This window comes from Pseudosulfitobacter pseudonitzschiae (assembly GCF_900129395.1).
GTDB classification, from domain to species: domain Bacteria; phylum Pseudomonadota; class Alphaproteobacteria; order Rhodobacterales; family Rhodobacteraceae; genus Pseudosulfitobacter; species Pseudosulfitobacter pseudonitzschiae.
Genome location: NZ_FQVP01000005.1, coordinates 317,555 through 341,339, shown reverse-complemented (window position 1 = coordinate 341,339; position 23,785 = coordinate 317,555). Strand labels below are relative to the sequence as shown.

The 23,785-nt window shown below is 61.5% G+C and carries 27 protein-coding genes; 8 read left to right on the top strand and 19 right to left on the bottom strand.

Annotation, left to right across the window (positions count from 1 at the left end; all coding sequences use genetic code 11):
- The 11 genes from BUC08_RS16250 to fabD form a co-directional block, all read right to left on the bottom strand.
- Nucleotides 1–564 (bottom strand): HK97 family phage prohead protease, encoded by a 564-nt coding sequence (locus BUC08_RS16250; RefSeq protein WP_037929316.1) that lies wholly within the window; start codon nucleotides 562–564, stop codon nucleotides 1–3.
- A 23-nt stretch (nucleotides 565–587) separates the two neighbouring features.
- A complete protein-coding gene (locus BUC08_RS16245; RefSeq protein WP_037929313.1) occupies nucleotides 588–812 on the bottom strand; it encodes a GTA head formation protein, RCAP_rcc01685 family in 225 nt (74 codons plus the stop codon).
- A complete protein-coding gene (locus BUC08_RS16240; protein ID WP_037929310.1) occupies nucleotides 805–1,989 on the bottom strand; it encodes a phage portal protein in 1,185 nt (394 codons plus the stop codon). Before BUC08_RS16240 ends, BUC08_RS16245 begins: the two co-directional genes overlap by 8 nt.
- A gap of 188 nt (nucleotides 1,990–2,177) precedes the next feature.
- On the bottom strand, nucleotides 2,178–3,548 hold the full coding sequence (locus tag BUC08_RS16235) for a DNA-packaging protein (RefSeq protein WP_174861661.1): 1,371 nt from the start codon (nucleotides 3,546–3,548) through the stop codon (nucleotides 2,178–2,180).
- Nucleotides 3,460–3,801: a hypothetical protein gene (locus BUC08_RS16230; protein ID WP_037929300.1), complete on the bottom strand. Its 342-nt coding sequence runs from the start codon at nucleotides 3,799–3,801 to the stop codon at nucleotides 3,460–3,462. Before BUC08_RS16230 ends, BUC08_RS16235 begins: the two co-directional genes overlap by 89 nt.
- Before the next feature lie 212 nt (nucleotides 3,802–4,013).
- Complete coding sequence (mltG, locus tag BUC08_RS16225) at nucleotides 4,014–5,186, bottom strand: endolytic transglycosylase MltG (RefSeq protein ID WP_037929297.1); 1,173 nt, start codon at nucleotides 5,184–5,186, stop codon at nucleotides 4,014–4,016.
- Nucleotides 5,186–6,448 (bottom strand): beta-ketoacyl-ACP synthase II, encoded by a 1,263-nt coding sequence (gene fabF / locus BUC08_RS16220; RefSeq protein ID WP_037929294.1) that lies wholly within the window; start codon nucleotides 6,446–6,448, stop codon nucleotides 5,186–5,188. The genes mltG and fabF overlap by 1 nt, the downstream gene beginning before the upstream one ends.
- Nucleotides 6,449–6,583: 135 nt before the next feature.
- A complete protein-coding gene (locus BUC08_RS16215) occupies nucleotides 6,584–7,120 on the bottom strand; it encodes a GNAT family N-acetyltransferase (RefSeq protein ID WP_037929291.1) in 537 nt (178 codons plus the stop codon).
- A gap of 176 nt (nucleotides 7,121–7,296) precedes the next feature.
- A complete protein-coding gene (locus BUC08_RS16210; protein ID WP_028957706.1) occupies nucleotides 7,297–7,530 on the bottom strand; it encodes an acyl carrier protein in 234 nt (77 codons plus the stop codon).
- Nucleotides 7,531–7,713: 183 nt separating this feature from the next.
- The gene (gene fabG, locus BUC08_RS16205) at nucleotides 7,714–8,448 is read right to left on the bottom strand and encodes a 3-oxoacyl-ACP reductase FabG (protein ID WP_037929287.1); all 735 of its coding nucleotides are present in this window, start codon (nucleotides 8,446–8,448) and stop codon (nucleotides 7,714–7,716) included.
- Between the two features lie 21 nt (nucleotides 8,449–8,469).
- Nucleotides 8,470–9,399 (bottom strand): ACP S-malonyltransferase, encoded by a 930-nt coding sequence (fabD, locus tag BUC08_RS16200; RefSeq protein ID WP_037929285.1) that lies wholly within the window; start codon nucleotides 9,397–9,399, stop codon nucleotides 8,470–8,472.
- A gap of 190 nt (nucleotides 9,400–9,589) precedes the next feature.
- On the opposite strand from fabD, the gene BUC08_RS16195 reads away from it, so the two are divergent.
- The gene (locus tag BUC08_RS16195) at nucleotides 9,590–10,798 is read left to right on the top strand and encodes a cytochrome b/b6 domain-containing protein (protein WP_037929283.1); all 1,209 of its coding nucleotides are present in this window, start codon (nucleotides 9,590–9,592) and stop codon (nucleotides 10,796–10,798) included.
- Between the two features lie 98 nt (nucleotides 10,799–10,896).
- Here the strand turns inward: BUC08_RS16195 and BUC08_RS16190 are convergent, their stop codons facing one another.
- Entirely contained in the window at nucleotides 10,897–11,466 is a 570-nt protein-coding gene (locus BUC08_RS16190; protein WP_037929281.1) for a YceI family protein, read from the bottom strand.
- 150 nt (nucleotides 11,467–11,616) lie between these two features.
- Complete coding sequence (locus tag BUC08_RS16185; RefSeq protein ID WP_051694597.1) at nucleotides 11,617–12,120, bottom strand: hypothetical protein; 504 nt, start codon at nucleotides 12,118–12,120, stop codon at nucleotides 11,617–11,619.
- Nucleotides 12,121–12,419: 299 nt separating this feature from the next.
- Here BUC08_RS16185 and rpsF point away from each other — a divergent pair, with 299 nt between their 5' ends.
- From rpsF to rplI, 3 genes are read left to right on the top strand one after another with little or no spacing between them, the layout of a single operon-like run.
- Nucleotides 12,420–12,773 carry a 30S ribosomal protein S6 gene (rpsF, locus tag BUC08_RS16180; protein WP_037929279.1) on the top strand — a complete coding sequence of 118 codons (354 nt, stop codon included), beginning with the start codon at nucleotides 12,420–12,422 and terminating at the stop codon, nucleotides 12,771–12,773.
- 26 nt (nucleotides 12,774–12,799) lie between these two features.
- A complete protein-coding gene (rpsR, locus tag BUC08_RS16175; protein WP_028957713.1) occupies nucleotides 12,800–13,027 on the top strand; it encodes a 30S ribosomal protein S18 in 228 nt (75 codons plus the stop codon).
- Nucleotides 13,028–13,039: 12 nt separating this feature from the next.
- Nucleotides 13,040–13,669 (top strand): 50S ribosomal protein L9, encoded by a 630-nt coding sequence (gene rplI / locus BUC08_RS16170; RefSeq protein ID WP_037929277.1) that lies wholly within the window; start codon nucleotides 13,040–13,042, stop codon nucleotides 13,667–13,669.
- A 145-nt stretch (nucleotides 13,670–13,814) separates the two neighbouring features.
- Here rplI and BUC08_RS16165 read toward each other — a convergent pair whose 3' ends face one another.
- On the bottom strand, nucleotides 13,815–14,213 hold the full coding sequence (locus BUC08_RS16165) for a hypothetical protein (RefSeq protein WP_037929275.1): 399 nt from the start codon (nucleotides 14,211–14,213) through the stop codon (nucleotides 13,815–13,817).
- A gap of 132 nt (nucleotides 14,214–14,345) precedes the next feature.
- Between BUC08_RS16165 and BUC08_RS16160 the strand changes: the two genes are divergently transcribed.
- From BUC08_RS16160 to BUC08_RS16150, 3 genes are all read left to right on the top strand, one after another.
- Nucleotides 14,346–15,152: a helix-turn-helix domain-containing protein gene (locus BUC08_RS16160; protein WP_037929272.1), complete on the top strand. Its 807-nt coding sequence runs from the start codon at nucleotides 14,346–14,348 to the stop codon at nucleotides 15,150–15,152.
- Nucleotides 15,153–15,303: 151 nt separating this feature from the next.
- Nucleotides 15,304–17,262 (top strand): bifunctional 2',3'-cyclic-nucleotide 2'-phosphodiesterase/3'-nucleotidase, encoded by a 1,959-nt coding sequence (locus BUC08_RS16155; protein WP_037929270.1) that lies wholly within the window; start codon nucleotides 15,304–15,306, stop codon nucleotides 17,260–17,262.
- A 148-nt stretch (nucleotides 17,263–17,410) separates the two neighbouring features.
- Entirely contained in the window at nucleotides 17,411–17,896 is a 486-nt protein-coding gene (locus tag BUC08_RS16150) for a transglycosylase SLT domain-containing protein (protein WP_224551512.1), read from the top strand.
- 126 nt (nucleotides 17,897–18,022) lie between these two features.
- Here the strand turns inward: BUC08_RS16150 and BUC08_RS16145 are convergent, their stop codons facing one another.
- Together BUC08_RS16145 and BUC08_RS16140 are read right to left on the bottom strand one after the other, a co-directional pair.
- Entirely contained in the window at nucleotides 18,023–18,403 is a 381-nt protein-coding gene (locus tag BUC08_RS16145; protein WP_037929266.1) for a carboxymuconolactone decarboxylase family protein, read from the bottom strand.
- A gap of 58 nt (nucleotides 18,404–18,461) precedes the next feature.
- Nucleotides 18,462–19,304 carry an SMP-30/gluconolactonase/LRE family protein gene (locus BUC08_RS16140; RefSeq protein WP_051694596.1) on the bottom strand — a complete coding sequence of 281 codons (843 nt, stop codon included), beginning with the start codon at nucleotides 19,302–19,304 and terminating at the stop codon, nucleotides 18,462–18,464.
- 119 nt (nucleotides 19,305–19,423) lie between these two features.
- Between BUC08_RS16140 and BUC08_RS16135 the strand changes: the two genes are divergently transcribed.
- The gene (locus tag BUC08_RS16135) at nucleotides 19,424–20,161 is read left to right on the top strand and encodes a helix-turn-helix domain-containing protein (protein ID WP_159436700.1); all 738 of its coding nucleotides are present in this window, start codon (nucleotides 19,424–19,426) and stop codon (nucleotides 20,159–20,161) included.
- A gap of 178 nt (nucleotides 20,162–20,339) precedes the next feature.
- Here BUC08_RS16135 and tig read toward each other — a convergent pair whose 3' ends face one another.
- From tig to BUC08_RS16120, 3 genes are all read right to left on the bottom strand, one after another.
- A complete protein-coding gene (tig, locus tag BUC08_RS16130) occupies nucleotides 20,340–21,671 on the bottom strand; it encodes a trigger factor (protein WP_037929263.1) in 1,332 nt (443 codons plus the stop codon).
- A gap of 156 nt (nucleotides 21,672–21,827) precedes the next feature.
- On the bottom strand, nucleotides 21,828–23,141 hold the full coding sequence (locus BUC08_RS16125; RefSeq protein WP_037929256.1) for a TRAP transporter large permease: 1,314 nt from the start codon (nucleotides 23,139–23,141) through the stop codon (nucleotides 21,828–21,830).
- Nucleotides 23,138–23,710: a TRAP transporter small permease subunit gene (locus tag BUC08_RS16120; protein ID WP_051694594.1), complete on the bottom strand. Its 573-nt coding sequence runs from the start codon at nucleotides 23,708–23,710 to the stop codon at nucleotides 23,138–23,140. The genes BUC08_RS16125 and BUC08_RS16120 overlap by 4 nt, the downstream gene beginning before the upstream one ends.
- Nucleotides 23,711–23,785 lie beyond the last annotated feature (75 nt).

Below are 23,785 nucleotides of genomic sequence, written 5' to 3'. Positions count from 1 at the left end.
TTACGTGCGCATCAGCCTTGTGCGCACGTCCTCAAAGGCCGCCGCCATTCCGCGCAGTGCCGCAGCTTCGTCAGGCAGCATGTCGCCCGCTTTGCCAGCCACACGCGCACTGGGCAGCATCGGGAATGTCACCAGCGACACCTCCCAAAGCTCCAGTTCCGTCAAGAGCCGCTGGCCCTTGTCATTCTTCGCCGCCCGCACCGTCCGATAACCGATGCTCAGCCCGTCAATGGCCCCCGCTGCAATCAGCGACGCGGCCTCGCGGCCCTTCTCGACACTGTCCAGCAACCGGCCCTTGACCCACAGCCCCGTGGCGTCCTCGCGCACCTCGTCCCACACGCCGATGGGCTGGGACGGATCATGCTGCCACAGCATCTTGACCTTGCGCCCCGATGCCACCAGCGCCTTGAGCGATGCGGCATAGGCCCCTTTGGCCACCACGTCGCCGCCCTGATCACAGGCCCCGAACAGACTGGCATAGCCTTCGATCACCGCCCCGTCCTGCACCTGCAAGCCTTCGCCGAAACGGGCGAATTTCGTTTCCAGTCCAGTCTCCACGCTCATGGCCCACTCCTTTGTTTGTCCGCTCATGGTGTCGCCACCAGAAAAGATTGCAGCGCCTGCGCCAAAATCACCGCGACCACGCCGTACACCGTCAGCCACAACCGCCGCTCCAGCCGCTCCATGGTCTCGTCCAGCCGGTCCAGACGGCGGGCAATGTTCTCCAGATGAATCTGTGTCACCCGCTCGTGCGCCTGCAACCGCAACCCCGGCGCACATTCGAACCGCTCCAGCACCGGCCCCTCAGGCATCGTCGCCATCCTGCGCGGCAGGCAGGCCCAACAGACTGCGCTTTTCCGCATCGCTCAGGAAATCCGCCCCCGCCACCCGCGCCCATTGCGCGTCGCGCTCGGCGGCCAGTGCCGGCACCTGATCCAGATCGGGCTTCAACACCACCGCATCGCCGCTGAACTGCCCCAACCATTCAGCCAGCGCCGCCGTCACCCGCGTCGCCAGCGGCAGCACCGTCAGCCGGAAAAACGCGCGGTTCGCCTCCTGATAGTTGGCATAGGTCGCATCCCCCTGAATCCCCAGCAGCATCGGCGGCACACCAAAGGCCAGCGCGATCTCGCGCGCGGCACTTTCCTTGGTCTTCTGGAACTCCATATCGCTGGGTGAAAACCCCATCGGCTTCCAGTCCAAACCGCCTTCCAGCAGCATCGGCCGCCCCGCATTGCGCGCGCCCTGATGATGGCTTTCCATCTCGCTCACCAGCCGGTCATATTGATCCGAACTCAGGCTGCCTTGTCCTTCGGCCGCGCGATAGACAATCGCCCCGCTGGGCCGTGCCGCATTGTCCAACAGCGCCTTGGACCAGCGGCTTGCACTGTTGTGCACATCCAGCGCCATCGCCGCCGCCTGCATCGGGCTGAACCCGTAATGGTCGTCCTGCGGGTGAAAGCTCTTGATATGGCACACCGGAGCAGGCGCACCGCTGGCATCGAACCGGTGCTTGCGCCCGCCCACCGCGTATTCATAGGCCACAGGCCAGCCATCGCCCCCCGGCACCACGCTCATGCGGTCACTGCGCAGTACATGCAGCTCTTGCGGCACGCCGCTGCCACCCGACACCGCCTCGACATAGCCATTGCCCGACAACAGCAACTGCCCGTACAGCGCCTCCAGCATCTCGGCCCGCCCCTGCGCCGCGTTGGGCCGCGTCACCAGTTGCAACAGCGGATGCACGTCATAGCGTTGCACGTCGTCCTGCACCACCAGCGGCAGCGCGGCCGCCGCCTCGGCAATCAGCTTAACACAGCGAAACCCAACCGGATTGCCGCTGAACCCCGTGCGCGTCAGCGACACGGTATCGCGCGGGCTCCAGGCCACGCGCCCCGAGGTCTGATAGGCCACCACAGGCCCCGTCGCGCTGGCCTTTTGCTGCGGCGCATCCTGCCCGCCACCGCGTCGAAAGAAATCCAGGACCATCGCTTCGCTCCTCACCTGTCCTTGGTTGGCGCAACCGGTGCCAACCACCCCGCAGCCCTCTTGCGTCGGCGGGATCACCGCCGACCGTCCAAGCCACGCCTTGATGTCTAAGTCGGGACCAACACCACCCGTCCGAGCCGGGTGATGTCGGCGTTGAGGGCACTATGCCAACAAAGTGTTAATACCGATCAAAGCGACCGTACGCCGGGTCTCCGCCACTCTGTCGCAGGCACGATCATCAGCTCGTGCAGCGCCCACACCAGTGCGTCCACGCGGTCAGGCGACCCCGCACCCTCGTACCCCCGCGCGGTCATCTTCACCATCTGGTCCTCCAGCGCATCCAGCGGTCCCGCATGATGCACCCGCCCCTGCTCATACAGCGCCGCCACCGGCTCGGCCCGCGCCACCTTGCCCCGGCTCGCATGGACCGCTTTGTAGGGCACCAGCGGGTCCACCTGCCGGATCACCTCGCCCACCATCTGCCCGCCCTGATTGACCTCGGCCACCAGCCTGTCCGCATTGAACTCATCCCGCGCACGGATCGCCGCCCGCGCCCATTCTGCAGGGCTGGCCCCCTTCACCGTCCGGTCCGCCAGCACATAGGCCCGCCAGGTCTCGGGCGGCCCTTGGGTCTGCGCCCCCACCACCACGATCCCGCATTCGTCAGATCCCTTGCCATTGGTCGTCGCAGGGTCCAGCGCCACCACCACGCGGTCCAGTTCGGGTGCCTTGGCCACCCGCACCGCACTCAGGCCCGCCGAAGTCCACAGCGCCCCCTCCGCGTCTGCCAGCAACACGCCGTCCAGTTCCTGCCGCCCCAGCCGCGTCCCTGCATAACGCGCCCGCACTTCCTCCAGAAAACTCTTCGCCAGGTTGGCGCGGTTCGCTTCTGTCGGCGCATGGCTGGTCACGGTCGATGGCGCCTCAAGCAGCGCCTTCAACACCCCCACATTGCGCGGCGTCGTCGTCACACAGACCTGCGGCTGATCGCCCAGGCGGAGCGCAAACTGCAACTGGTCCCACGCCTCTTCCGACTTTTTCCACTTGGCCAGCTCGTCCACCCAGGCCGCATCAAACTGCGGCCCGCGCAACCCGTCAGGATCATGCGCCGAATGCACCGTCGCCACCGCGCCATTGGGCCATTCCAGCCGATTGCGCGTGGCGATCCACTTGGGCCGACGGTCGGGCGGTGAACAGGCCATGATCCCGCTTTCGCCAAAGATCATCACCTCGCGCACCTGATCCTGTGTCTCGCCCACCAGCGCCACGCGCCGACACGCGCCCTCATCAAACGGCCGCGCCCCCTCGACCTTGCTGCGCACCCACTCGGCACCGGCCCGCGTCTTGCCCGCACCACGCCCGCCCAGGATCACCCAGGCCCGCCAGTCCCCCTCTGGCGGCAACTGATGCGGCATCGCCCAGAACTCGAACAGAAAAGGGAGGGCACAAAGCCCCCCCTCGCCAATATCGTCAAGAAACTTGGCCTGCTCTTGCACAGTTGCGCAAGCGAGCAAGTCGGCACCCGACCTCAGCCCGTGCGGCGTCAAGGTCGAGTGCATAGCCGCCTTGGGCGATGTGTGATTGTTTACGTCGACATTCTGCAACTTGAGTCTCCAGTTTCATACAGGTCTCAAGCGACGATCGCAGCGAAGCGACCGTCGCCCTGACATCTTTTGCATCCGCATCCCCCCGGTCCCGCGCCTCCTCTTTCAAGGCGGCAAGCTGCTCTCTGAGTTCGCCAAGCTCACGGTAAACCGTGCCCAATGCCTGTTGGATCTGCGCGGCGTCCTCATCTGGGGTAATGATGATCATGACTGGTCATTCACCTCTCTTGGGTATGTGCCCCCGCACGAGAGAAACACGAAAAAACGGCCGCCGAGGTCACCCTCGGGGCCGTTTGCCCATGTCTTCCAGCATGTCACAAGTTCTACATCAGACCGTGCGCAAAGTCAAGTCCGAGGGCTTGAACAGCGCCGCCCAACCGTCCGTTATCATTACGAAAACTTAACGATTGGGCGGGGCAATCAATTGTCCTGCGCCGGTTGCTGCGCTGGCTGTTGCGCTTCGATCTTGCGCCATTCAGCCACGTTCCGGTTGTGCTCTTCCAGCGTGGTGGCAAAGGCATGCCCGCCACTGCCATCAGCCACGAAGAACACGAAATCGGTGTTGTCCGGCCGCGCTGCAGCCTCCAGGCTGGCCCGTCCGGGGTTGGCAATCGGGGTCGGCGGCAACCCTTGGATCACATAGGTGTTCCACGGCGTCGCCTTGCGCAATTCCGACTGGCGCAAACCACGACCCAGCACACCCTCGCCCTTGGTGATGCCATAGATCACCGTGGGATCGGTCTGCAGACGCATTCCCTGGTTCAGACGGTTCACGAACACGCTGGCCACCTGACGGCGCTCTTCGGGCACGCCGGTTTCCTTCTCGATGATCGACGCAAGGATCAGCAACTCTTCCGGCGTGGTCACAGGCAGACCCTCGTCACGCCCTTCCCATGCCGCGGCCACCAGAACCTCCTGCGCCGCTTCCATCTGCGCCAAAAGGGCTGCACGATCATCACCAGGGCGCACCTCATAGCTGTCGGGGGCCAGCGACCCCTCGGCAGGCACCTCCGGCACCTCGCCCTCCAGCACATCCATGCTGCGCAACCCTTCGGTCACCTGCCAGCTGGTCACACCCTCGGCCACAGCAACGCGAAACCGTGTATCCGGCTTGGCTTTCACTTCGGTGTAAACCTCGGGAATCTCCTCGGCTGTTTGATCGAATTCGGCCCGCTCAACGAACTTGCTGGTCGCAGGGTCCAGCTCACGCACCTGAACCGACACCCGGTTCACACCGATGCGATAGACGACCTCGGTTCCGCAGGTGCTGGCCCCGCCACGGGTAAGAACATCAACAATCTCTTCCATGGAAGCACCAGGCTCGACTAGATAGCTACCAAACTTCAGATCATCTGTTTTCGCGGAATAGTCGGCGCCGATACGGAGAATAGGACCACTGGAAACAGCGCCCTGCTCTACCAAATTTTTGCTCACACGATCAAAACTCGACCCACGCGGCACTTCCACGCAAATTGCTTCAGCCAGCGGCCCTGTACGAACGTACTGCGCCTTGCCCCACAGGATGACACCCCCCAACAGGAACATGGCCAGCAACATGAACGTCAACGCGTTCGAGGCGATATGACGCCACATCAACCATCAACCTTTGCAAAGATCACCGAAGCATTGGTCCCGCCAAAGCCAAAGGAATTCGACAGCACCACATTCACCTCACGTTCACGCTTGGCGTTGGGTGCCAGGTCCACAGCCGTTTCAACCGCAGGATTGTCCAGGTTGATCGTCGGCGGGCACACCTGATCGCGGATCGCCAGAATGCCAAAGATCGCCTCGATCGCGCCCGCAGCGCCCAGCAAGTGACCTGTGGCGGATTTGGTCGACGACATCGTCACATTGCCCGCGTGATCGCCCAGCATCCGCTCGACCGCGCCCAACTCGATGGTGTCGGCCATGGTGCTGGTGCCATGGGCGTTGATGTAATCAATATCAGACGGCTGCAAACCGGCATTGCGCAGCGCCGCACGCATCGCACGTTCGCCGCCTTCGCCACTCTCAGAAGGGGCCGTGATGTGATAGGCATCGCCCGACAGGCCATAGCCCTTCACCTCGGCGTAAATCTTCGCACCGCGCGCCTTGGCGTGTTCGTATTCCTCCAATACGACAATGCCCGCACCCTCGCCCATGACAAAACCGTCACGGTCGATGTCATAGGGGCGGCTCGCCTTCTTGGGGTCGTCCGCGTATTTGGTCGACAGCGCCTTGCACGCGTTAAAGCCTGCAATCCCGATCTTGCAGATCGCCGCCTCGGCCCCGCCTGCCACCATCACGTCCGCATCTCCATGCTGGATCAGACGGCTGGCATCGCCGATCGCATGCGCGCCGGTCGAACATGCGGTCACAACCGAATGGTTCGGTCCTTTATAGCCATAGCGGATGCTGACTTGCCCGCTGATCAGGTTGATCAACGCACCGGGCACAAAGAACGGGCTGACGCGGCGCGGGCCCTTTTCTTCCATCATCACGGCAGTGTTGGCGATGCTGTTCAACCCGCCAATGCCCGACCCGATCAACACGCCGGTGCGCTCGAAATCTTCGTCGGTTTGCGGGGTCCAGCCGGAATCCTCAACAGCCTGCTGCGCCGCCGCCATGCCGAACAGGATAAAGGTGTCAACCTTGCGCTGTTCCTTCGGCTCCATATAGCTGTCGGCGTTGAACGTCCCGTCGCTGCCGTCGCCCAGGGGCACTTCACAGGCATAGGTCGTGACCAGTCCTTCGGTGTCAAATCCGGTGATCGGCCCTGCGCCCGATTGTCCGTCCAGAATACGGCTCCAACTGGCTTCGACCCCGTCGGCCAACGGTGTGACCAAACCCAAACCCGTCACAACAACTCTGCGCATAGAAATGCCCCTCTGTCTCGTTTCGATGCTCATAGCCCGTCACGCCCCGCGTGTTCAAGTCAAACGCGACATCACGCAGCCTTTGCAAGCGCAGCATTTCACGGCAAAATTGGCCGATTTCTGCCGCCCCGCGACCTAACCCTGCGGCGGCGACTTGCGGATCAACAATTCGACCGGCGTTCCCTCTTCCTCGGTCTGGCGCATCGGCTTGTAGCCCAACACTTCGGCCAACCGCAGCGACACCGCGTTTTCAGACGCAATCCGGCACACCAGCGGCCCCGTCACGACGCGGTCAAACCAGTCATGTGCCGCCTGTGCCGCCTGCCGTCCCAGCCCGCGTCCCTGAAAATCCGCTGACAGCACCCAGGCAGCCTCGGGATATGCGTCAAAATCCGCGCCAAGCCCCCGTACTCCATAGAAAAATCCGGTCTGACCCACCAACGACTTGGTGCCCTGCGCCTCGATCGCCCACTGGCCAAAACCGGTCATCTGCCAATGTCCCGCATTGCGCAGAAACGAATCCCACGCGCGGCTGCGGCTCCACGGGACGCCGCCGATATAACGCACGACCTCGGGCATTTCCCAGATGGCGGCATAGCGGTCGAAATCTTCAGGCCGCAACGCGCGCAACGTCAGGCCTTTGGTGTTGATGGTCGGAATTACACGCGACATGGATCAAACGGGGGCATTGTATTGGTAACCTGCTGCGGCCTCTTGTTGTCCAAGGCTCTGTGACAACAGTGCAGTCCGCAACGGCGCAGCGCAATCCCGTTTTGCCCGAAACAAAAAAAACGGCACCTTTCCGCGAGGAAAGGCACCGTTTCTGATCAGTCTGAAGCTTTTGGAACTTAGGACGCTTCGGTGATGAATTTCACTGCATCGCCAAAAGTCTGGATCGTTTCCGCCGCGTCGTCGGGGATCTCGATGCCGAACTCTTCTTCGAATGCCATCACCAGCTCAACGGTGTCCAGGCTGTCTGCGCCCAGATCATCGATGAACGACGCGTTCTCGACAACTTTGTCTTCTTCAACACCCAGGTGCTCTACAACGATCTTTTTAACGCGGTCCGCGATGTCGCTCATTTCTAAGTCCTCATTCCAAGCGGGCAAAATATCTTGCCCTTCAGTGGCGCCGCCCCTGCTGGTGCGACATGGTCGTGCCCCCCAGGGAGCGGCTATTCCAACGGCGCGTCTCCGCGCCCCCGGTTCAAATCTGCGCCGCCTATAGCATATCCCGAAAGGATGGCAAGGCTTCTGGCGCGGCCCTTACAACATGGCCATACCGCCGTTCACGTGCAAGGTCGTTCCTGTGACATAGCCTGCCTGCGTGCTGGCAAGATAGGCCACAGCGGCGGCGATTTCCGACGGCTCGCCCATGCGACCGGCAGGGATTTGCGACAGAAGCGCGGTTTTTTGGTCATCTGTCAACTTGTCTGTCATTGGCGTGGTAATAAATCCCGGCGCAACGGCATTTACGGTGATCCCACGGCTGGCAACCTCGTACGCCAGGCTTTTCGACATACCGATCATCCCCGCCTTGCTGGCGGCATAGTTCGCCTGACCGGGGTTGCCGATGGCCCCGACGATCGAGCTGATGTTGATGATCCGGCCCCAGCGCGCCTTCATCATGCCACGCAGAACGCCACGGCACAGCTTCATCGTGGCGGTCAGGTTCACGTCCATGACGCTGGACCAGTCCTCGTCCGACATCCGCATGAACAGGTTGTCGCGGGTGATCCCTGCGTTGTTCACCAGGATATCCACGCGGCCCATCGCCTCGATGGCCTGCTTGGGCAGCGCCTCGACCGCTTCCATATCGCTCAGGTTGCACGGCAGGACATGCGCCCGCGCGCCCAGTTCGGCCGCCAGCGCCTCCAGCGGTTCGACCCGCGTGCCGGACAGCGCAACCGTGGCACCCGCTGCGTGCAGGACACGTGCAATCTCGGCGCCAATGCCGCCCGATGCGCCGGTGATCAGCGCCGTTTTTTCCGTCAAATCCATGAAACTTTCCTCTTTGTACGATCAGGCTTTGAGGCCGGCAATATCTGCCGCCACTCCGACGTTGCGCGTGGCGACCTCGCGGTCAATCCGGCGGATCATCCCGCTCAGCGCCTTGCCCGCACCAATTTCCCACATCTCGGTCACACCTTGCGCCGCCATCCACATGACACTTTCCCGCCAACGGACCGATCCGGTGACCTGTTCCACCAACAGATCGCGGATCACCTTGGCACTGTCGACACCTTCGGCGCGCACGTTGGCGACCAGCGGCACGGCGGGTGCGCTGATGTCCACCTGGTCCAGCGCCTCGGCCATCTTGCGGGCAGCAGGCTCCATCAATGCGCAATGGAACGGGGCGCTTACGGGCAGCAACAGCGCGCGTTTCGCGCCCTTGGCCTTGGCAATCTCGATGGCACGCTCGACGGCCGCCTTGTGACCCGACACCACCACTTGCGCCGGATCGTTGTCATTTGCCGCCTGGCACACCTCGCCCTGCGCTGCCTCCTCCGCCACTTCGGTCGCCGTGGCGAAATCCAGGCCCAGCAATGCCGCCATTGCGCCAACACCCACCGGCACCGCCTCTTGCATCGCCGCCCCGCGAATCCGCAACAGCCGCGCGGTGTCCGCGACCGAGATCGCCCCCGCCGCCGCCAAAGCGGAATATTCACCCAGCGAATGCCCGGCCACATAGGACGCCGTGTTGATGCCATAGCCTTCGGCCTCAAGCGCGCGCATCGCCGCAAGCGACGTGGCCATCAGCGCAGGCTGTGCATTCTGCGTCAGGGTCAGCGTTTCAATGTCGCCCTCCCAGATCAGATCGCTCAGCTTTTCGCCCAGGGCATCGTCCACCTCGTCAAAAACCGCGCGCGCCGCCGGATAGGCCTCGGCCAGATCGCGGCCCATGCCGATGGTCTGCGCACCCTGACCGGGAAATACAAATGCTATGCTCATGGGCTGGTGCCCTCCCTCTTTTGTCGTTCTGCGCGGTTTAGAGAGCCTGCGCGCCGCGCACAAGCCGCCCAACACATCCCGCACCAAGCCTGTGCAACAATTTGCAGTTACAAAGACCTGCCAATAGGTCACATTAAGACCCAAGCCCGCCGCAGGGCAAACCCTCATCCGTTCCAATCCGGAGACAGACATGCCCCTGACCAATGCCGAAGACCGCTACGGCTCTGTAACCAAGACATTTCACTGGCTGATCGCCTTGCTGATCCTGACCCTGATTCCGCTGGGGCTGATCGCCAACGACATGGCCTATGACACCGCCGAACAACTGGCGACCAAGGCGTGGTTGTTCTCGCTGCACAAGACGTTGGGCATCACGGTCTTTTTCGTGGCGCTGGCCCGTATCCTGTGGGCCCTGACCCAAACCAAACCGGCCAGCCTGCACCCCGAGCGCAAGCTTGAAACCTTTGCCGCCGAAACCGTGCATTGGCTGCTCTATGCCAGCCTTGTCATCGTGCCGCTGTCGGGGTGGATTCACCACGCCGCCACCTCGGGCTTTGCGCCGATCTGGTGGCCCATCGGTCAGGACCTGCCACTCGTCCCCAAATCCGATGCCGTCGCCGGAGCCTTTGGCGCGATGCACGTCATTGCCACCAATGTGCTGGAAGCCTCCCTTGCCCTGCACGTCCTGGGCGCGCTGAAACATCATTTCATCGACCGTGACAGCACCCTGCGCCGCATGTGGTTCGGCACCACCACCGCCACCACACCGGGCGGCACCCACAACATGCGCCGCCCCGCCATCACCGCCGCCGTGATCTGGGCCGTGGCCATCGCCTTTGGTGCAGGCCTGGGAATGTCGGGCGCCGAAAACGACGGCCCCGCCCCCACCGCCCTGGCCGAGGTTCAATCCGACTGGCAGGTCCAGAACGGCACCCTGTCCATCACGGTCAACCAGTTCGGCTCTGACGTGACCGGCAGCTTTGCCGACTGGACTGCCGACATCACCTTTGACGAAACGGTTCAAAACGGTGTCGCCGGCGCGGTCGAGGCGACCATTTCCATCGGCTCGCTCACCCTCGGTTCAGTCACCGATCAGGCCATGGGTCCGGATTTCTTCAACGTCGAAGAATTCCCCACCGCGTCCTACAGCGCCGAAATCGCCACAACGACAGATCGCACCACGGCCAACGGCACCCTGACGATCAAGGACCAGTCGGTGCCGCTGGAACTGCCCTTTGACCTGGCCATCGACGGCGACACCGCCACGATGAAGGCGACGACCACCCTGGACCGCCGAGATTTCAACATCGGGGACAATATGAACGACGAAGGCAGCCTGAAATTCCCGGTCACCGTCCAGATCGAGCTGACCGCCACCCGCGCCGCGGCCACGAACTAGGCTGCGGGCACAAATATCACCGCCCGCAGCCCGCGGACGGAAAACAAAAAGGCCGCTGGATCTCTCCAGCGGCCTTCTGCATTCCTCTGGTCAAAGGCTTACTCGGCCTTCATCGCCTCGATCGAAATCATGATGTCCACTTCGTCGCCCACGTAGGGTGCGAACATGCCCATGTCGAAATCCGACCGCAGCACGGATGTGGTCGCACTGAAACCGGCCCACGGCTTGCCCGCCTGCGGGTGATCGCCCATCTGGTTCATCTTGGCATCCAGAACCACCGGCTTGGTGATGCCGTTGATGGTCAGGTCACCGGTGATCTTGCCGGTGTCCTCACCGGTCACCTCGATGCTGGTGGATTTGAAAGTCACCGTATCGTTTTCATCGGCACCAAAGAAATCGCCCGTCATCAAATGGTCGAAACGCGGCTGCCAGCCGGTGATCAGGCTGTTGGCGGGAAAGGACACCGACACGGACGACTGTGCAGGGTCTTCCTGGTCCAGGCTGATTTCGCCCTCAATTCCCGAGAACATGCCATATGTGGTCGAAAAGCCCAGGTGTTCGTAATGAAACACGATCTGGCTGTGGCTGGGGTCCAGCGTATAGGTGTCGGCTGCAAAGGACATTGTGGCAGCCGTTGAAAGGGCTGCGGCGAGAATAAGGGATTTCATACTTGGGACTCTCCGTGTTGATGAAACTCACCCGAACATGTGGGTCATGGCCATTTTATGACAATTCAACACAGATCAACAGCATATGCGCATTCGTGAACATCACATTTGCGCGGGAAACTGCAGGCAGTCCGTTGTCTGGCGTGCCGCCTACAACTTGCCCGCGTCGCGCAGCCCCGACACCAACGCCTTCTGCGCCCGCCGGTCTGCGGGTGCAACCTCGGCCAGCAGGTTATCGCGGTCATCCCACAGCATCAGCGTGTTGCTGGTTTTCTCCACGCGGCCAAGATCGGCAAAGCTGCAATCATGCAGGACAACATCGCGTCCCCGCGTGCGGGCGAACACCCGGACACGACGCCGGACCAGGTCAATCTCGACCTCGGGTGCGTCAGGGGCGGACCCGGCCTGGACCAGCGCCAGCCCGACGCCCCCCGCCACCAGCGACAGCACCAGCTTGATCAGCAGGATGTCCGCCGCCCAACTGCTGCCCGGCGCCAGCCACAGGCCCGCAGCCGCAAGGATCAGCCCCGCCCCTGTCACGCGCCGCGCCAACCGGCCCAGGGTGCGTCCGGCGTCCAGCGCCCGCACAGACACGCCATGGACTGCCGGGTTCCGGCCCTGACTGTCGGTGATATAATCCGATGTTGTTGTCATGTTCTGCTCCCCCGCCCGCGCGTGTACGCCATGTCGTTGTTGTCAGGGGCAGCCTGAACAGCGAAGGCGGCAGGAATGGGGCGGGTGCCCGTCGGTTACGGGGCATTGTTGCGGCACGCCCGACAATACAACACCGCATCTGCGCCTGCCGGGCCACCACGCTTGCGCCTCCGCGCAAACCGTGTATATGGGCACTTCCTTTTGCACCTCATCTGAACCGCGCAGACTCTCGTGCCGAAGCCGCAAAGGGACTTGAACGCTTCGTCTATGAAATGCGCCTTGATATAAATGGAGCGCACATGCCCCTTTACGAGCATGTCATGATCGCACGCCAGGACTTGTCGAACACACAAGCCGAAGGCCTGATCGAACATTTTGGCACCGTCCTCGCCGACAACGGCGGCACCCTGGTTGATAACGAATACTGGGGCGTCAAAACGATGGCGTACAAAATCAACAAAAACCGCAAAGGCCACTATGCCTTCCTGCGCACCGACGCACCGGCCGCCGCCGTGCAAGAGATGGAACGCCTGATGCGCCTGCACGACGACGTCATGCGCGTGCTGACCATCAAAGTCGACGCCCACGAAGAAGGCCCGTCGGTCCAGATGCAGAAACGTGACGAACGCGACACCCGTCGCGAGCGCCGCTGAACCCCGAGCAAAAAAGGAGCTAACCCATGGCTGCAAAACCATTTTTCCGCCGTCGCAAAGTGTGCCCTTTCTCGGGTGAGAACGCGCCCGCGATCGACTACAAGGACACACGTCTGCTGCAACGCTACATTTCCGAGCGTGGCAAGATCGTGCCGTCGCGCATCACCGCCGTTTCGGCCAAGAAGCAACGCGAACTGGCCCGTGCCATCAAACGCGCCCGCTTCCTCGCCCTGCTGCCCTACGCAGTGAAATAAGGAGCCAAGTACATGCAACTGATCCTTCTCGAACGCGTGGCCAAACTGGGCCAGATGGGCGACGTCGTCGACGTCAAACCCGGCTTTGCGCGCAACTACCTTCTGCCCCAGGGCAAGGCGCTGTCTGCTTCCGAGCAGAACATCGCAGACTTCGAAGCACGCAAAGTTGTGCTCGAAGCGCAGAACCTTGAGACCAAGAAAGAAGCCGAAGCACTTGGCGACAAACTCAACGGCCAACAGTTCGTTGTGATTCGTCAGGCATCGGACGGCGGCAACCTTTACGGTTCGGTCACCACCCGTGACGCGGCCGAAGCTGCCACAGCCGAAGGTTTCTCGCTGGACCGCAAGCAGGTTGTCATCGTTCAGCCGATCAAACAGCTGGGCCTGCACGAAGTTGAAGTGACCCTTCACCCCGAAGTTCAGGTGACAATCGAACTGAACGTCGCACGCTCGGTGGAAGAAGCCGAACTGCAAGCCTCGGGCAAATCGATCCAGGAACTGGCCGCGGAAGAAGAAGCCGCAGCCGATTTCGAAATCTCCGAGCTGTTCGAAGACATCGGTGCCGCGGCATCCGACGACGACGATCTGGCCGAAGCGGTTTCCGAACAGTCCTCGGACGACGAAGAAACTTCGACCAACTGATCGCGCATCTGCGCACAGTGAACATTGCAAAGGCCGCCCCTCGGGGCGGCCTTTTTCGTTTGATGTCACGCGGGGTCCCATCGCAGCGTCGCGAAGATGGACGAGGGCCTGACAGGTCAAGGCATTTTCTCCTGCGCCTTACGGCTTACGTGGCAAGAGGCTGCTGCTGCACCGCACGCCATTCCTGCGCGGTGATCATCAGAACGACAACGGCCTGCCCCACAAGGAATAGCCACCCCAGCGCATTGGGTGCAATCAGCCCCGCCAAAGGCAGCGCCAGACTGACCAGCACCCACAGCCCGTTTCCGACAACCACAAGGCCAGTGGCCCACATCGGAACGCGACGCATCTGAGCGCAGGCGAACATGAAGCCCGCCACCGGAAACAGGAACAGTCCGGCCCAGAACAAAAGCGGCGCGCCGATCTGCGTCAGGGCCGCCACCGGAGCGGAGGCAAGCGCCAGCAAAGCCCCCATCGCGGCACAGGTGACCGCATCAAGTTTCAGAATGGATTGCAGTGTAAGTTGAGAAGCTGACTTGATCATGAACGTGTTCCTTTTTCTGCTGTGCCCCACCAATCGGGTCGGGCGATATGCGGAACTTCGTGACGAAAGGTAGTAAAGTCGATTACGTCACAGGTAATCGTCGCGCAAAGAATGTCCGTTTAAGCTTCCGTCATGATCGAAACACGAGAATCCGCAGGGCAATTGCTGCGCCAGTGGCGCAGCCGCAGGCGTCTGAGCCAGCTGGACCTGTCCGCCGAGGCCGGCATCTCCCAGCGTCATCTCAGCTTTGTGGAATCGGGACGCGCGCGCCCCAGCCGCGAGATGGTGATGCGGCTGTGTGAACAGCTGGACGTGCCCCTGCGCGAGCGCAACGCGGTGCTGGTGGCCGCCGGCCATGCACCGCACTATCCGCAGCATCCGCTGGACGCACCGGCGCTGTCTGCCGCGCAGACGGTGATCGGGCAGATCCTGCAGGGTCACCTGCCCCATCCCGCGCTTGCGGTGAACCGGTATTGGGAACTTCAGGCCGCCAATGCGGCGATCTATGCGCTGCTGGACGGTGTCGCGCCGCACCTGCTTGCGGGGACGGTGAATGTCCTGCGGCTCAGCATGCACCCCGAAGGGCTGGCCCCGCGCATTGTCAACTTTGCCGAATGGCGCGCCTATGTCCTCGCACGGCTCTTGCACGAGGTCGACCAGACCGCCGACCCCAAACTTCTGGCCCTGCACACCGAACTGGCCGCGCTGCCTGCCCCGACGCACAGTCAGGGGATGCGGCTATCGCCTGCAAGCCCAACCCAGATCGCCGTCCCCCTCAAGCTCAAAAGCCGCCACGGCCCGTTAACCTTTCTTGGAACGACCACCGTGTTCGGAACGGCCGTTGACGTGACATTGTCCGAAGTGGCGATCGAGGCGTTCTTTCCCGCCGATCCCGAAACAGCTGCAGCAATGACGCGGCTGATTGCCGAAGCCGGTTAAGAGCGCGCATCCGACCGGGTGCAGGGTGCCCCAACGCACCACATTCCCCCCATTGACCTCAGATATCGCTAACAGGCATCATTCCGGTCTGTCATGCCCCTGTCACAGACCGCAGCGATAGCCGGTCGCAGATGCACCAAAGGATCACGTCATGCCCTTCACCCTGTCCCGCCGCGCCTTTATCGCCAGCTCCGCCAGCCTGCTGGCCGTACACCCGTTTTCGGCCAATGCCGCCGCCAACCAGGCGCACCTGCGGCTGATGGAAACCACCGACCTGCACGTGCATGTCTTTCCCTACGACTACTACGCCGACAAGGAAGTCGACACCGTGGGCCTTGCCCGCACCGCGTCGCTCATCAAGGACATCCGCGCCGAGGCGACCAATTCGCTGCTGCTGGACAACGGCGATTTCCTGCAAGGCAACCCGATGGGCGATTACATCGCCTATGAACGCGGGATGAAGGACGGCGACATGCATCCCGTCATTGCCGCGATGAACACGCTGGGCTTTGACGCCTCGACGCTGGGCAACCACGAATTCAACTACGGTCTCGATTTCCTGATGAAATCCCTCGCAGGCGCCAACTATCCGGTGGTCTCGGCCAATGTGGTCAAGGAGATGGGCAGCGACCCGACCAAGGACACCACGTTGATCGAACCCTATGTGCTGATCGACCGGATGATCACCGACGGCGCGGGCAACAGCCACCCGATCAAGATCGGGCTGATCGGGTTTGTCCCGCCGCAAATCATGAACTGGGACCGCCGCCACCTGGAAGGCAATGTGCAGACCCGCGATATTGTACAAACTGCGCAGGCTTATGTACCACAAATGAAAGAACAGGGTGCCGACATCATCATCGCCCTGTCCCACTCGGGCATCGGTGCTGCCGATCACAGCGAGGGCATGGAAAACGCATCCGTCCCGCTGGCGGCTGTGGACGGCATCGACGCGATCATGACCGGACACAGCCACCTTGTGTTCCCCTCGGCCACCTATACCGAATACGCCGCCGTTGACGCGGACGCAGGGACCATCCACGGCAAACCGGCCACCATGGGCGGGTTCTGGGGCAGCCACATGGGGTTGATCGACCTGATGCTGGAACGCGACGGCAACGGCTGGCGCATCGCGGGGTCCGCTTCTGAGGCGCGCCCGATTTCCAAGCGCAACGAAGACCGCAGCGTTACAGCACTGGTGGAAAGCGATCCCGAGGTGCTGGCCTCGGTGCAGGCGGAACACGACGCCACGCTGGCCTATGTCCGCCGCGCCGTGGGCAAGACCGACGCACCGCTGCACAGCTATTTCGCGCTGGTGGCGGATGATCCGTCCGTGCAGATCGTGTCGATTGCCCAGACGTGGTACATTGCGCAGATGATGAAGGGCACCGAATACGAGGACCTGCCGATCCTCTCTGCCGCGGCCCCCTTCAAGGCCGGCGGTCGTGGTGGCCCGGAATATTATACCGATGTGCCCAAGGGCGACGTGGCCATCAAGAACGTCTCGGACCTGTATCTCTACCCCAACACCGCGCGCGCGGTTCTGGTTACCGGGGCGCAAGTCAAGGACTGGCTGGAACGCTCGGCGGGCATGTTCAATCAGGTAACGCCTGGTGAAGCCGACCAGATGCTGCTGAACCCCGAGTTTCCCAGCTACAACTTTGATGTGATGGACGGTGTGACCTATCAGATCGACCTGTCCCAGCCGTCGAAGTTCGACAGCAAGGGCGAAGTCATCAACCCCGACGCCAACCGGATCGTGAACCTGAACTATGACGGAAAACCCATTGATCCGGCTGCAAAATTCATCGTCGCTACCAACAACTACCGCGCCAGTGGCGGCGGCGCTTTCCCCGGAGCCATGGGCGACAGCATCGTGTTTGAAGGCCCCGACACCAACCGCGATGTAATCGTGCGCTATATCGTTGAACAAGGCACCATCAGCCCCCGCGCCGATGCCAACTGGACCTTTGCGCCGGTCGAGGGCGCCAGCGTTCTGTTCGACACCGGCCCCAAGGCTGCGGACTATGTGGCCGACGTCAAGGGCGTGGACATCGCCCCCGCAGGCGAAGGCGACGACGGCTTCGCCCGCTTCCGCATCCAGTTGTAAGCGAAGAGCCCGGCCAAGGCGCACAAGCGCCTTGGCGCTTACCAACCGCTCACATCGGCGTGTTCGCGCCCATGTCAGGCAAGGTGGCTGGCCGGAATCACCGCAATCGGCCTACATCGCTGGCATATTCACTGTTCACGGTCATAGTATGCCTTCATTCACCCGTCGCACCGCACTACTGATGCTGGCCTGCGCCCCTGCCCTGTCCGCATGCAGCGCAGCGCCCACCGAAGAAAAAGGCCCCGGTTTCATGGAACCGCCGCTGTACCCCAACGAGACGCCGGAACTGCGTCGCCTGATCAACAAATACGCCGACGCCTACGAGGTCCCGCGCCCGTTGATCCACCGCCTGGCCATCCGCGAAAGCACCCACAACCCCAAAGCCCGGAACGGCCCCTATTACGGCCTGTTGCAAATCCTGCCTGCAACAGCCCGCAGCATGGGTCACAGGGGGTCTGCCTCTGATTTGCTGGATGCCGAAACCAACCTGAAATACGGCGTCAAATACCTGCGCGGCGCGTGGCTGTTGTCCAACGGCGACATGAGCACCGCGATCCACTGGTACGCGCGCGGATATTACTACGAAGCCAAGAAACGCGGCATGTTGGTGGAAACTGGCCTGCGCAAGGGCTGAGGGACGAAACCGGCCCGCAAGCAAGGTGCGCAACACCGTCGGCCTCTCGGTGTTCGCCCGGCGAACGCCCGCCGTTCAGAAGGTCAGTTTTCGCTGCTATCGTTCTAGCCGAAGGTCATGATCCATTCATGGGTCATCTCCCTGGCGGAAAACGTTCAGTGCCACATTCAAAGCGTTGATGGCTGCGGGAAACCCGCCATAAAGCGACATCTGCCAAATCGCTTCCGCAATTTCCGTTTCGGTCAAGCCAGCTTTAAGACCTGCAGAAATATTGATCCTAAGTTGTGGTGCCGTCTGCCCCCCAAGGGCTGTCAGCGCTGCAATAGTTGCCAAGTAACGATCGTGCAGTGCAAGACCCGGACGGCAATATTGTTGACCACAGGCAAAATCTACAACGCTTTGCGGCATACCTGGCAGAAGGGCACCGTAGCGTTCTTCAAGGGCCTGTCCCAGTCCAGGGTTGAGCGCTTCAGCCAATTCACGACCGAGCGCATATGTATCGTTCATAACCGTTTTTCCTGATTTAGAATCATTGGTGCTGGCCCCGTGGGTGCCAGCACCCCGCTCATGGATAGTCCCGAGAAATCAACGAGCCATCGAGCATCATTGGCAGGTAAAGCGTACTTCCATCAGAAGAAATATCTGCAAGTCCCGGCGCAAATTGGGCCACCTGCTGTGCCACACCGTCACGCCCGATCTCGAGCAACCCGCCCGTCACCCAATCGCTCACGATGATTGCGTCGTCGATCCGGGTGATGCCGTCGATATTGCCGATGTTCGGTGCGACGACGCTGATCTCCTTTGTGTCCAATGAGACAGACAGCAGCGACCCTTGCGTTTCTGTTGTGAAATCGTCGCGCAGGCCCGCGCCCCATGACCCGACAAGCAACCGTCCTTCATCAAGGAAAACGCCATTGGGATGGGCAAGCTGCGGGTCGCTGAACCAGAGGGTTAACGCCCCATCGGCGTAGCGCCACAGGCTGTCCGTCATCAGATCACTCACAAAGGCGACCTCTCCATCGGAAGTGACATCATTGAGAAAGACGGCTTCCGGCATGGCAAGCGACCGGCGGATTTTTCCTGTGGCAAGGTCGATTTCATGCAGTCTGGTCAGGTCCGCGACCAGCAGCACGTCGCCCAGGATCGCCATTCCTTTTGGTGCGTCCAGCCCCACCGCCCAATTGGCGTCGATCACGTCACCCTCCGGTGACAGAAGCACTAGGCTGCCTTGCCCATCGGCAGCGCCCGGATTGCCGATGATGGTGCTGAGAATGATCCGGTTCCGCTCTGTATCGAACACAGCCGATTCCGGCATGTCGAAACCACCCGCAGTCCAGTTTTCATCCGCCAGTACGGCGCCTGTGTTCAGGACCAGAGCCAGCCCCGCCAACATTGTTTTCTTGATCATATCCAAATCCTCATTTGACCTGACCTGAGTTACTGATAATGATCGAAATGGAGAATATTTAACTTGTCGGTATCAATTTTTGATACCAAACCGTGGAAAGCAGCATCAGAGAGGCCGCCGTGCAAGCGAGAATTTTCGAAACACTCAAGACGGTGTTGCGGGCGCGCAAGATCACCTACGCGGAGCTTGCCCGCAGGCTCGAAACCTCGGAACCTACGATCAAACGGGTGTTTGCCGCACGTGACGACAAGCTAAGCAGGATCGTTGAAATCTGCGATGCGCTGGGATTGGCGCTGGAAGACGTGGTGGCACAGGCCAAACGCACGACGGTCACGCCGGTCGCGCTCGGGGACCGTATCGAAGCGCAACTGGCCGGTGATCCGTCGCTGTTCAACTTTTTCATTCTGCTGCACGATGGCATGCCTGTCGAAGAAATCGCGCGACAGTTCAAGCTGGACCCGGGCGATACGCTCAGGATGGGTCGAAAACTTGAACGGCTCGGGCTTGCTGAAGTGCAGGCAACCGGACGCATCCGCCTGCTATTGGAGCATCCGATCCAGTTCAGGCGCGACGGTCCGTTGCATCGTGCCCTGATGAAGATCAACCTCGACTTTGTCCGTCAGGTTTTTCTGGCGCAGGATACCGAGGCTGCCGCCTTCCTGACCCAGTCACGCCGGATATCGGGCGATACGGCCCGCCATATGATGACGGAGTTGCGCAGGCTGAACCGCGAGCTGTCCGAAATGGCGCGGCAGGATCAACTGACGCTGCCTACTTCCGAGCTCAAGAGCTACAAGCTCAGTTTGGCCTGGTCCCATGTCAAATTCTCCAGTCTGCTAACTATTGAGGGCAAATAGAGGATCCAATCGGTCCACGCTGGTTTTAAGGATCAGTAAGTTCGGGTCGCGATTGCCCGGCGTTCGCCCCCCGCCCGGACGGGCCGACGCAGCGCTCTGTGACAAGACACACAAGACGAAAAAGGCCGCCCCGAAAGGCGGCCTTTTCCAATTCCGAACCAGAAAGAGGGCGAAAGACTTATTCGTCTTCCAGCGCCTCAACGGCTTTTTGCAGATCGTCTTTCGAGATTTCCTTCTCGGTGACGGTCGCCTTGTCAAAGACGTGGTCCACGACCTTGTCTTCGAACAGCGGCGCGCGCAGCTGTTGCTGCATCTGCGGGTTCTGCTGCACGAATTCAAAGAACTGGCGTTCCTGACCGGGGTACTGACGGGCCTGGTTCATGACGGCCTGGCTCATCTCGGCATCGGTCACTTCGATCTCGGCCTTTTGACCCAGTTCGGCCAGCAACAAGCCCAGACGCACGCGGCGCTCGGCCAGTGTCTTGTGCTCGTCCGTGGGGGTCACCTCGGGGTGATCGTGGCCCTGAACGTCAGGGTTTTCCTCGTGCCACAGCTGGTGCGCAATCTGGCCTGCTTCGGCGTCGACCAGCGACGGGGGCAGATCAAAGCTCACGGCCTTGTCCAGGGCGTCCAGCAGGCCACGTTTCATCACCGCACGTGCGGCACCGGCGTATTCGGCTTCCAGACGCTCGGCGATCTGGCCTTTCAGCGCGGCCAGATCTTCGGCACCGAACTTCTTGGCCAGTTCGTCGTTGATCTCGGCGGCTTTGGGCTCTTTCACCGCTTTGATGGTGCAGTCGAACACGGCTTCTTTGCCTGCCAGATGCTCGGCCTGATAGTCCTCGGGGAAGGACACGGTCACGGCTTTTTCTTCACCTTCTTTGACGCCAACCAGCTGATCTTCGAAACCGGGGATAAAGCTGTTCGAGCCCAGGACCAGCGGATAATCTTCGGCGGAACCGCCTTCGAACGCTTCGCCGTCAACCTTGCCGACGAAATCCATCACGACCTGATCGCCGTCCTTGGCCTTGGAGCCTTTCTTGCGGTCTTTGAAATCCTGCGCGGTTTCGGCCAGGTTGCCCAGTGCCTCTTCCACGGCCGCGTCGTCCGATTTCACGACCAGCTTTTCCAGCTCGATCTTGCTCAGGTCAACTTCGGGGATTTCGGGAAGCTTTTCATAGGACATCTCGACGTTGACGTCGTCGCCCTCTTTCCAGTTCTCGTTTGTCATCTTGACATCGGGCTGCATGGCGGGACGGTCGCCGCTGTCTTCAAAATGCTTGGACATCGCGCCATCGACGCTTTCCTGCATGACTTCGCCCATGATGCGCGGGCCGAACTGCTTTTTCAGCAGCGCCATCGGAACCTTGCCTTTGCGAAAGCCCTTCATTTCGACTTCGGGCTGCGCCTCGGCCAGCTTTTCGTTCACTTTGGCTTCGATCTCGGCCGCAGTGATCGTGATGGCATAGCCGCGTTTCAAACCTTCGTTCAGCGTCTCGGTGACCTGCATGTGTGCTCCATAGCGTAACAGCACCCCAATGCGGAGTGCTTGGCAAAATTTGCGCCGTTCTATTGGCCCAATGGGCCGGGCGCAAGGGGTTCAAGGTGCAAATCCGCGCAAGCCGGGGGGCTGCGCGGATTCAATCGAGAGGGGGGACCGGTCCCGTCAGTTGTAGAACAGGTTCGGCAGATACAATGCGATGCCGGGGAACAGGATGATCAGCAAGACGCCGATCAGCGTGACGATCACGTAAGGAATGACCGAACTGTAGATGTCACCCATGGTCACGTCCGGCGGCGCCACCCCCTTGAGGTAGAACAGGTTGAAGCCGAAGGGCGGCGTCATATACCCCACCTCCATCATGATGATGAACAGGATGCCGAACCAGATCGGGTCGAACCCCGCCTGTTGCACCACAGGCAGGAACACCGGCAGCGTGATCAGCATGATCCCCACAGGGTCCAGCACCATCCCGAAGAAGAACAGCACCATCAGCATGAACGCAAGCGCCCCCCAGCGACCGCCGGGAATATAGGCCATCAGGTCGCTGATCAGGCTTTGCGCGCCCAGCGCCGTGTAGGCGGTGGAGAACGCGTGGGCCGCAAACAGAATCCAGATGATCAGCGCGGTCAGCTTCATCGTGGCAATCGACGCCTCGTGGATCACCTTCCATGACAATTGCCCGTTCACGCCGGTGGCGACCAGCGCACCGAACACACCGATGGCCGCGGCCTCGGTCGCGGTGGCAAAGCCGCCAAAGATCGCACCCAGAACGATGGTCACGATCAGGATCGGCAGGATCACGGCGCGCAGCGACCGGAACTTCTGTCCCCAGTCCGCGCGTTCCTCGGGCGGCAAGGCCGGCCCCAGATCCGGCTGCAACCAGCAGCGTCCACCGATGTACAGCGACACCAGCACGAACAGCGTCAGGCCGGGGCCGACACCGGCGGCGAACAAGCGGCCCACCGACACTTCGGTCAGCAGCGCATAAAGCACCATCAGGATCGACGGCGGGATCAGGATGCCCCAGCCGCCGCCCGCGTTGATCGCCCCCAGCGCCAGCTTCTTGTCATAGCCGCGTTCCAGCATCTTTGGCAGGGCAATGGTGCCCATGGTCACCACGGCGGCACCGGAAATGCCCGACATGGCGGCAAAGATCACGCAGATCAGCACCGTGCCAATGGCCAGACCGCCACGCAGGCCGCCCCACCACTGGTGCATCATATCGTAAAGATCATTCGCAACCCCCGACTTTTCCAGCAGGATCGCCATGAAGACAAACAGCGGAATCGCCATCAGCGTGGGGTTTTGCATCGTCTCCCACATCTTGGAGGCCAGCAGGTAAAACCCGATCTCGCCCATCTCGAAATAGAGGAACACCACCGACACGCCGCCCAGCACAAAGGCCAGTGGAGTGCCGAGCAGAAGAAAGACCAGCAGGCTGCCGAAGAACAGCAGGGTCAGAAGTTCGACGCTCATTGCTGCATCTCCTTGGAAGGTTCCGGGGTGTTATCGGTTTCAGGTGCGCCGGGTTTGCCGAATACGTCCTCTGGCACCGGCAGGCCCATGACCACGCGCACGTCCGCCCACAGGCGGATCACACCCTGCAACAACAGCAGGGCGGCGGCGACGGGGATCATGATCTTGGTGGGCCACAGGGGCGCTTTCCACATCGACTGTGACCGCTCCCAGTCCTCAAGCGACTCGGCGGCGATGTCATAGCCCTGCCACAGCAGCACACCGACAAAGAGCGCAAACAGCGGCCATGTCAGAATGTCCAGCATCGCGCGGCGGCGCAGGCTTTGCGCGCCATAGATGATGTCGACGTTCACATGCCCCCGCTCGGTCAGCAGATAGCCCCCGCCGACAACGGCATAGACGCCAAAGATCAGCACAGCCAGTTCCGCCGTCCAGATTGCCGGGCTTCCGACCAGGTAACGCATGACCACATCGGCCAGCAGCAGGGCAAAGATCACCAGAACGGCCAGCGAGGCCCATTTTCCGATGAACCTGTTCACGCGCGTCACGGCGCGGGCCAGTTGAAACATGTCACTGTCTCCTGAATGAGGGCAAAGCGCCTGCGCGGCTCCTGAAAGGGCTGCGCAGGCGTTATCAAAGCCTGT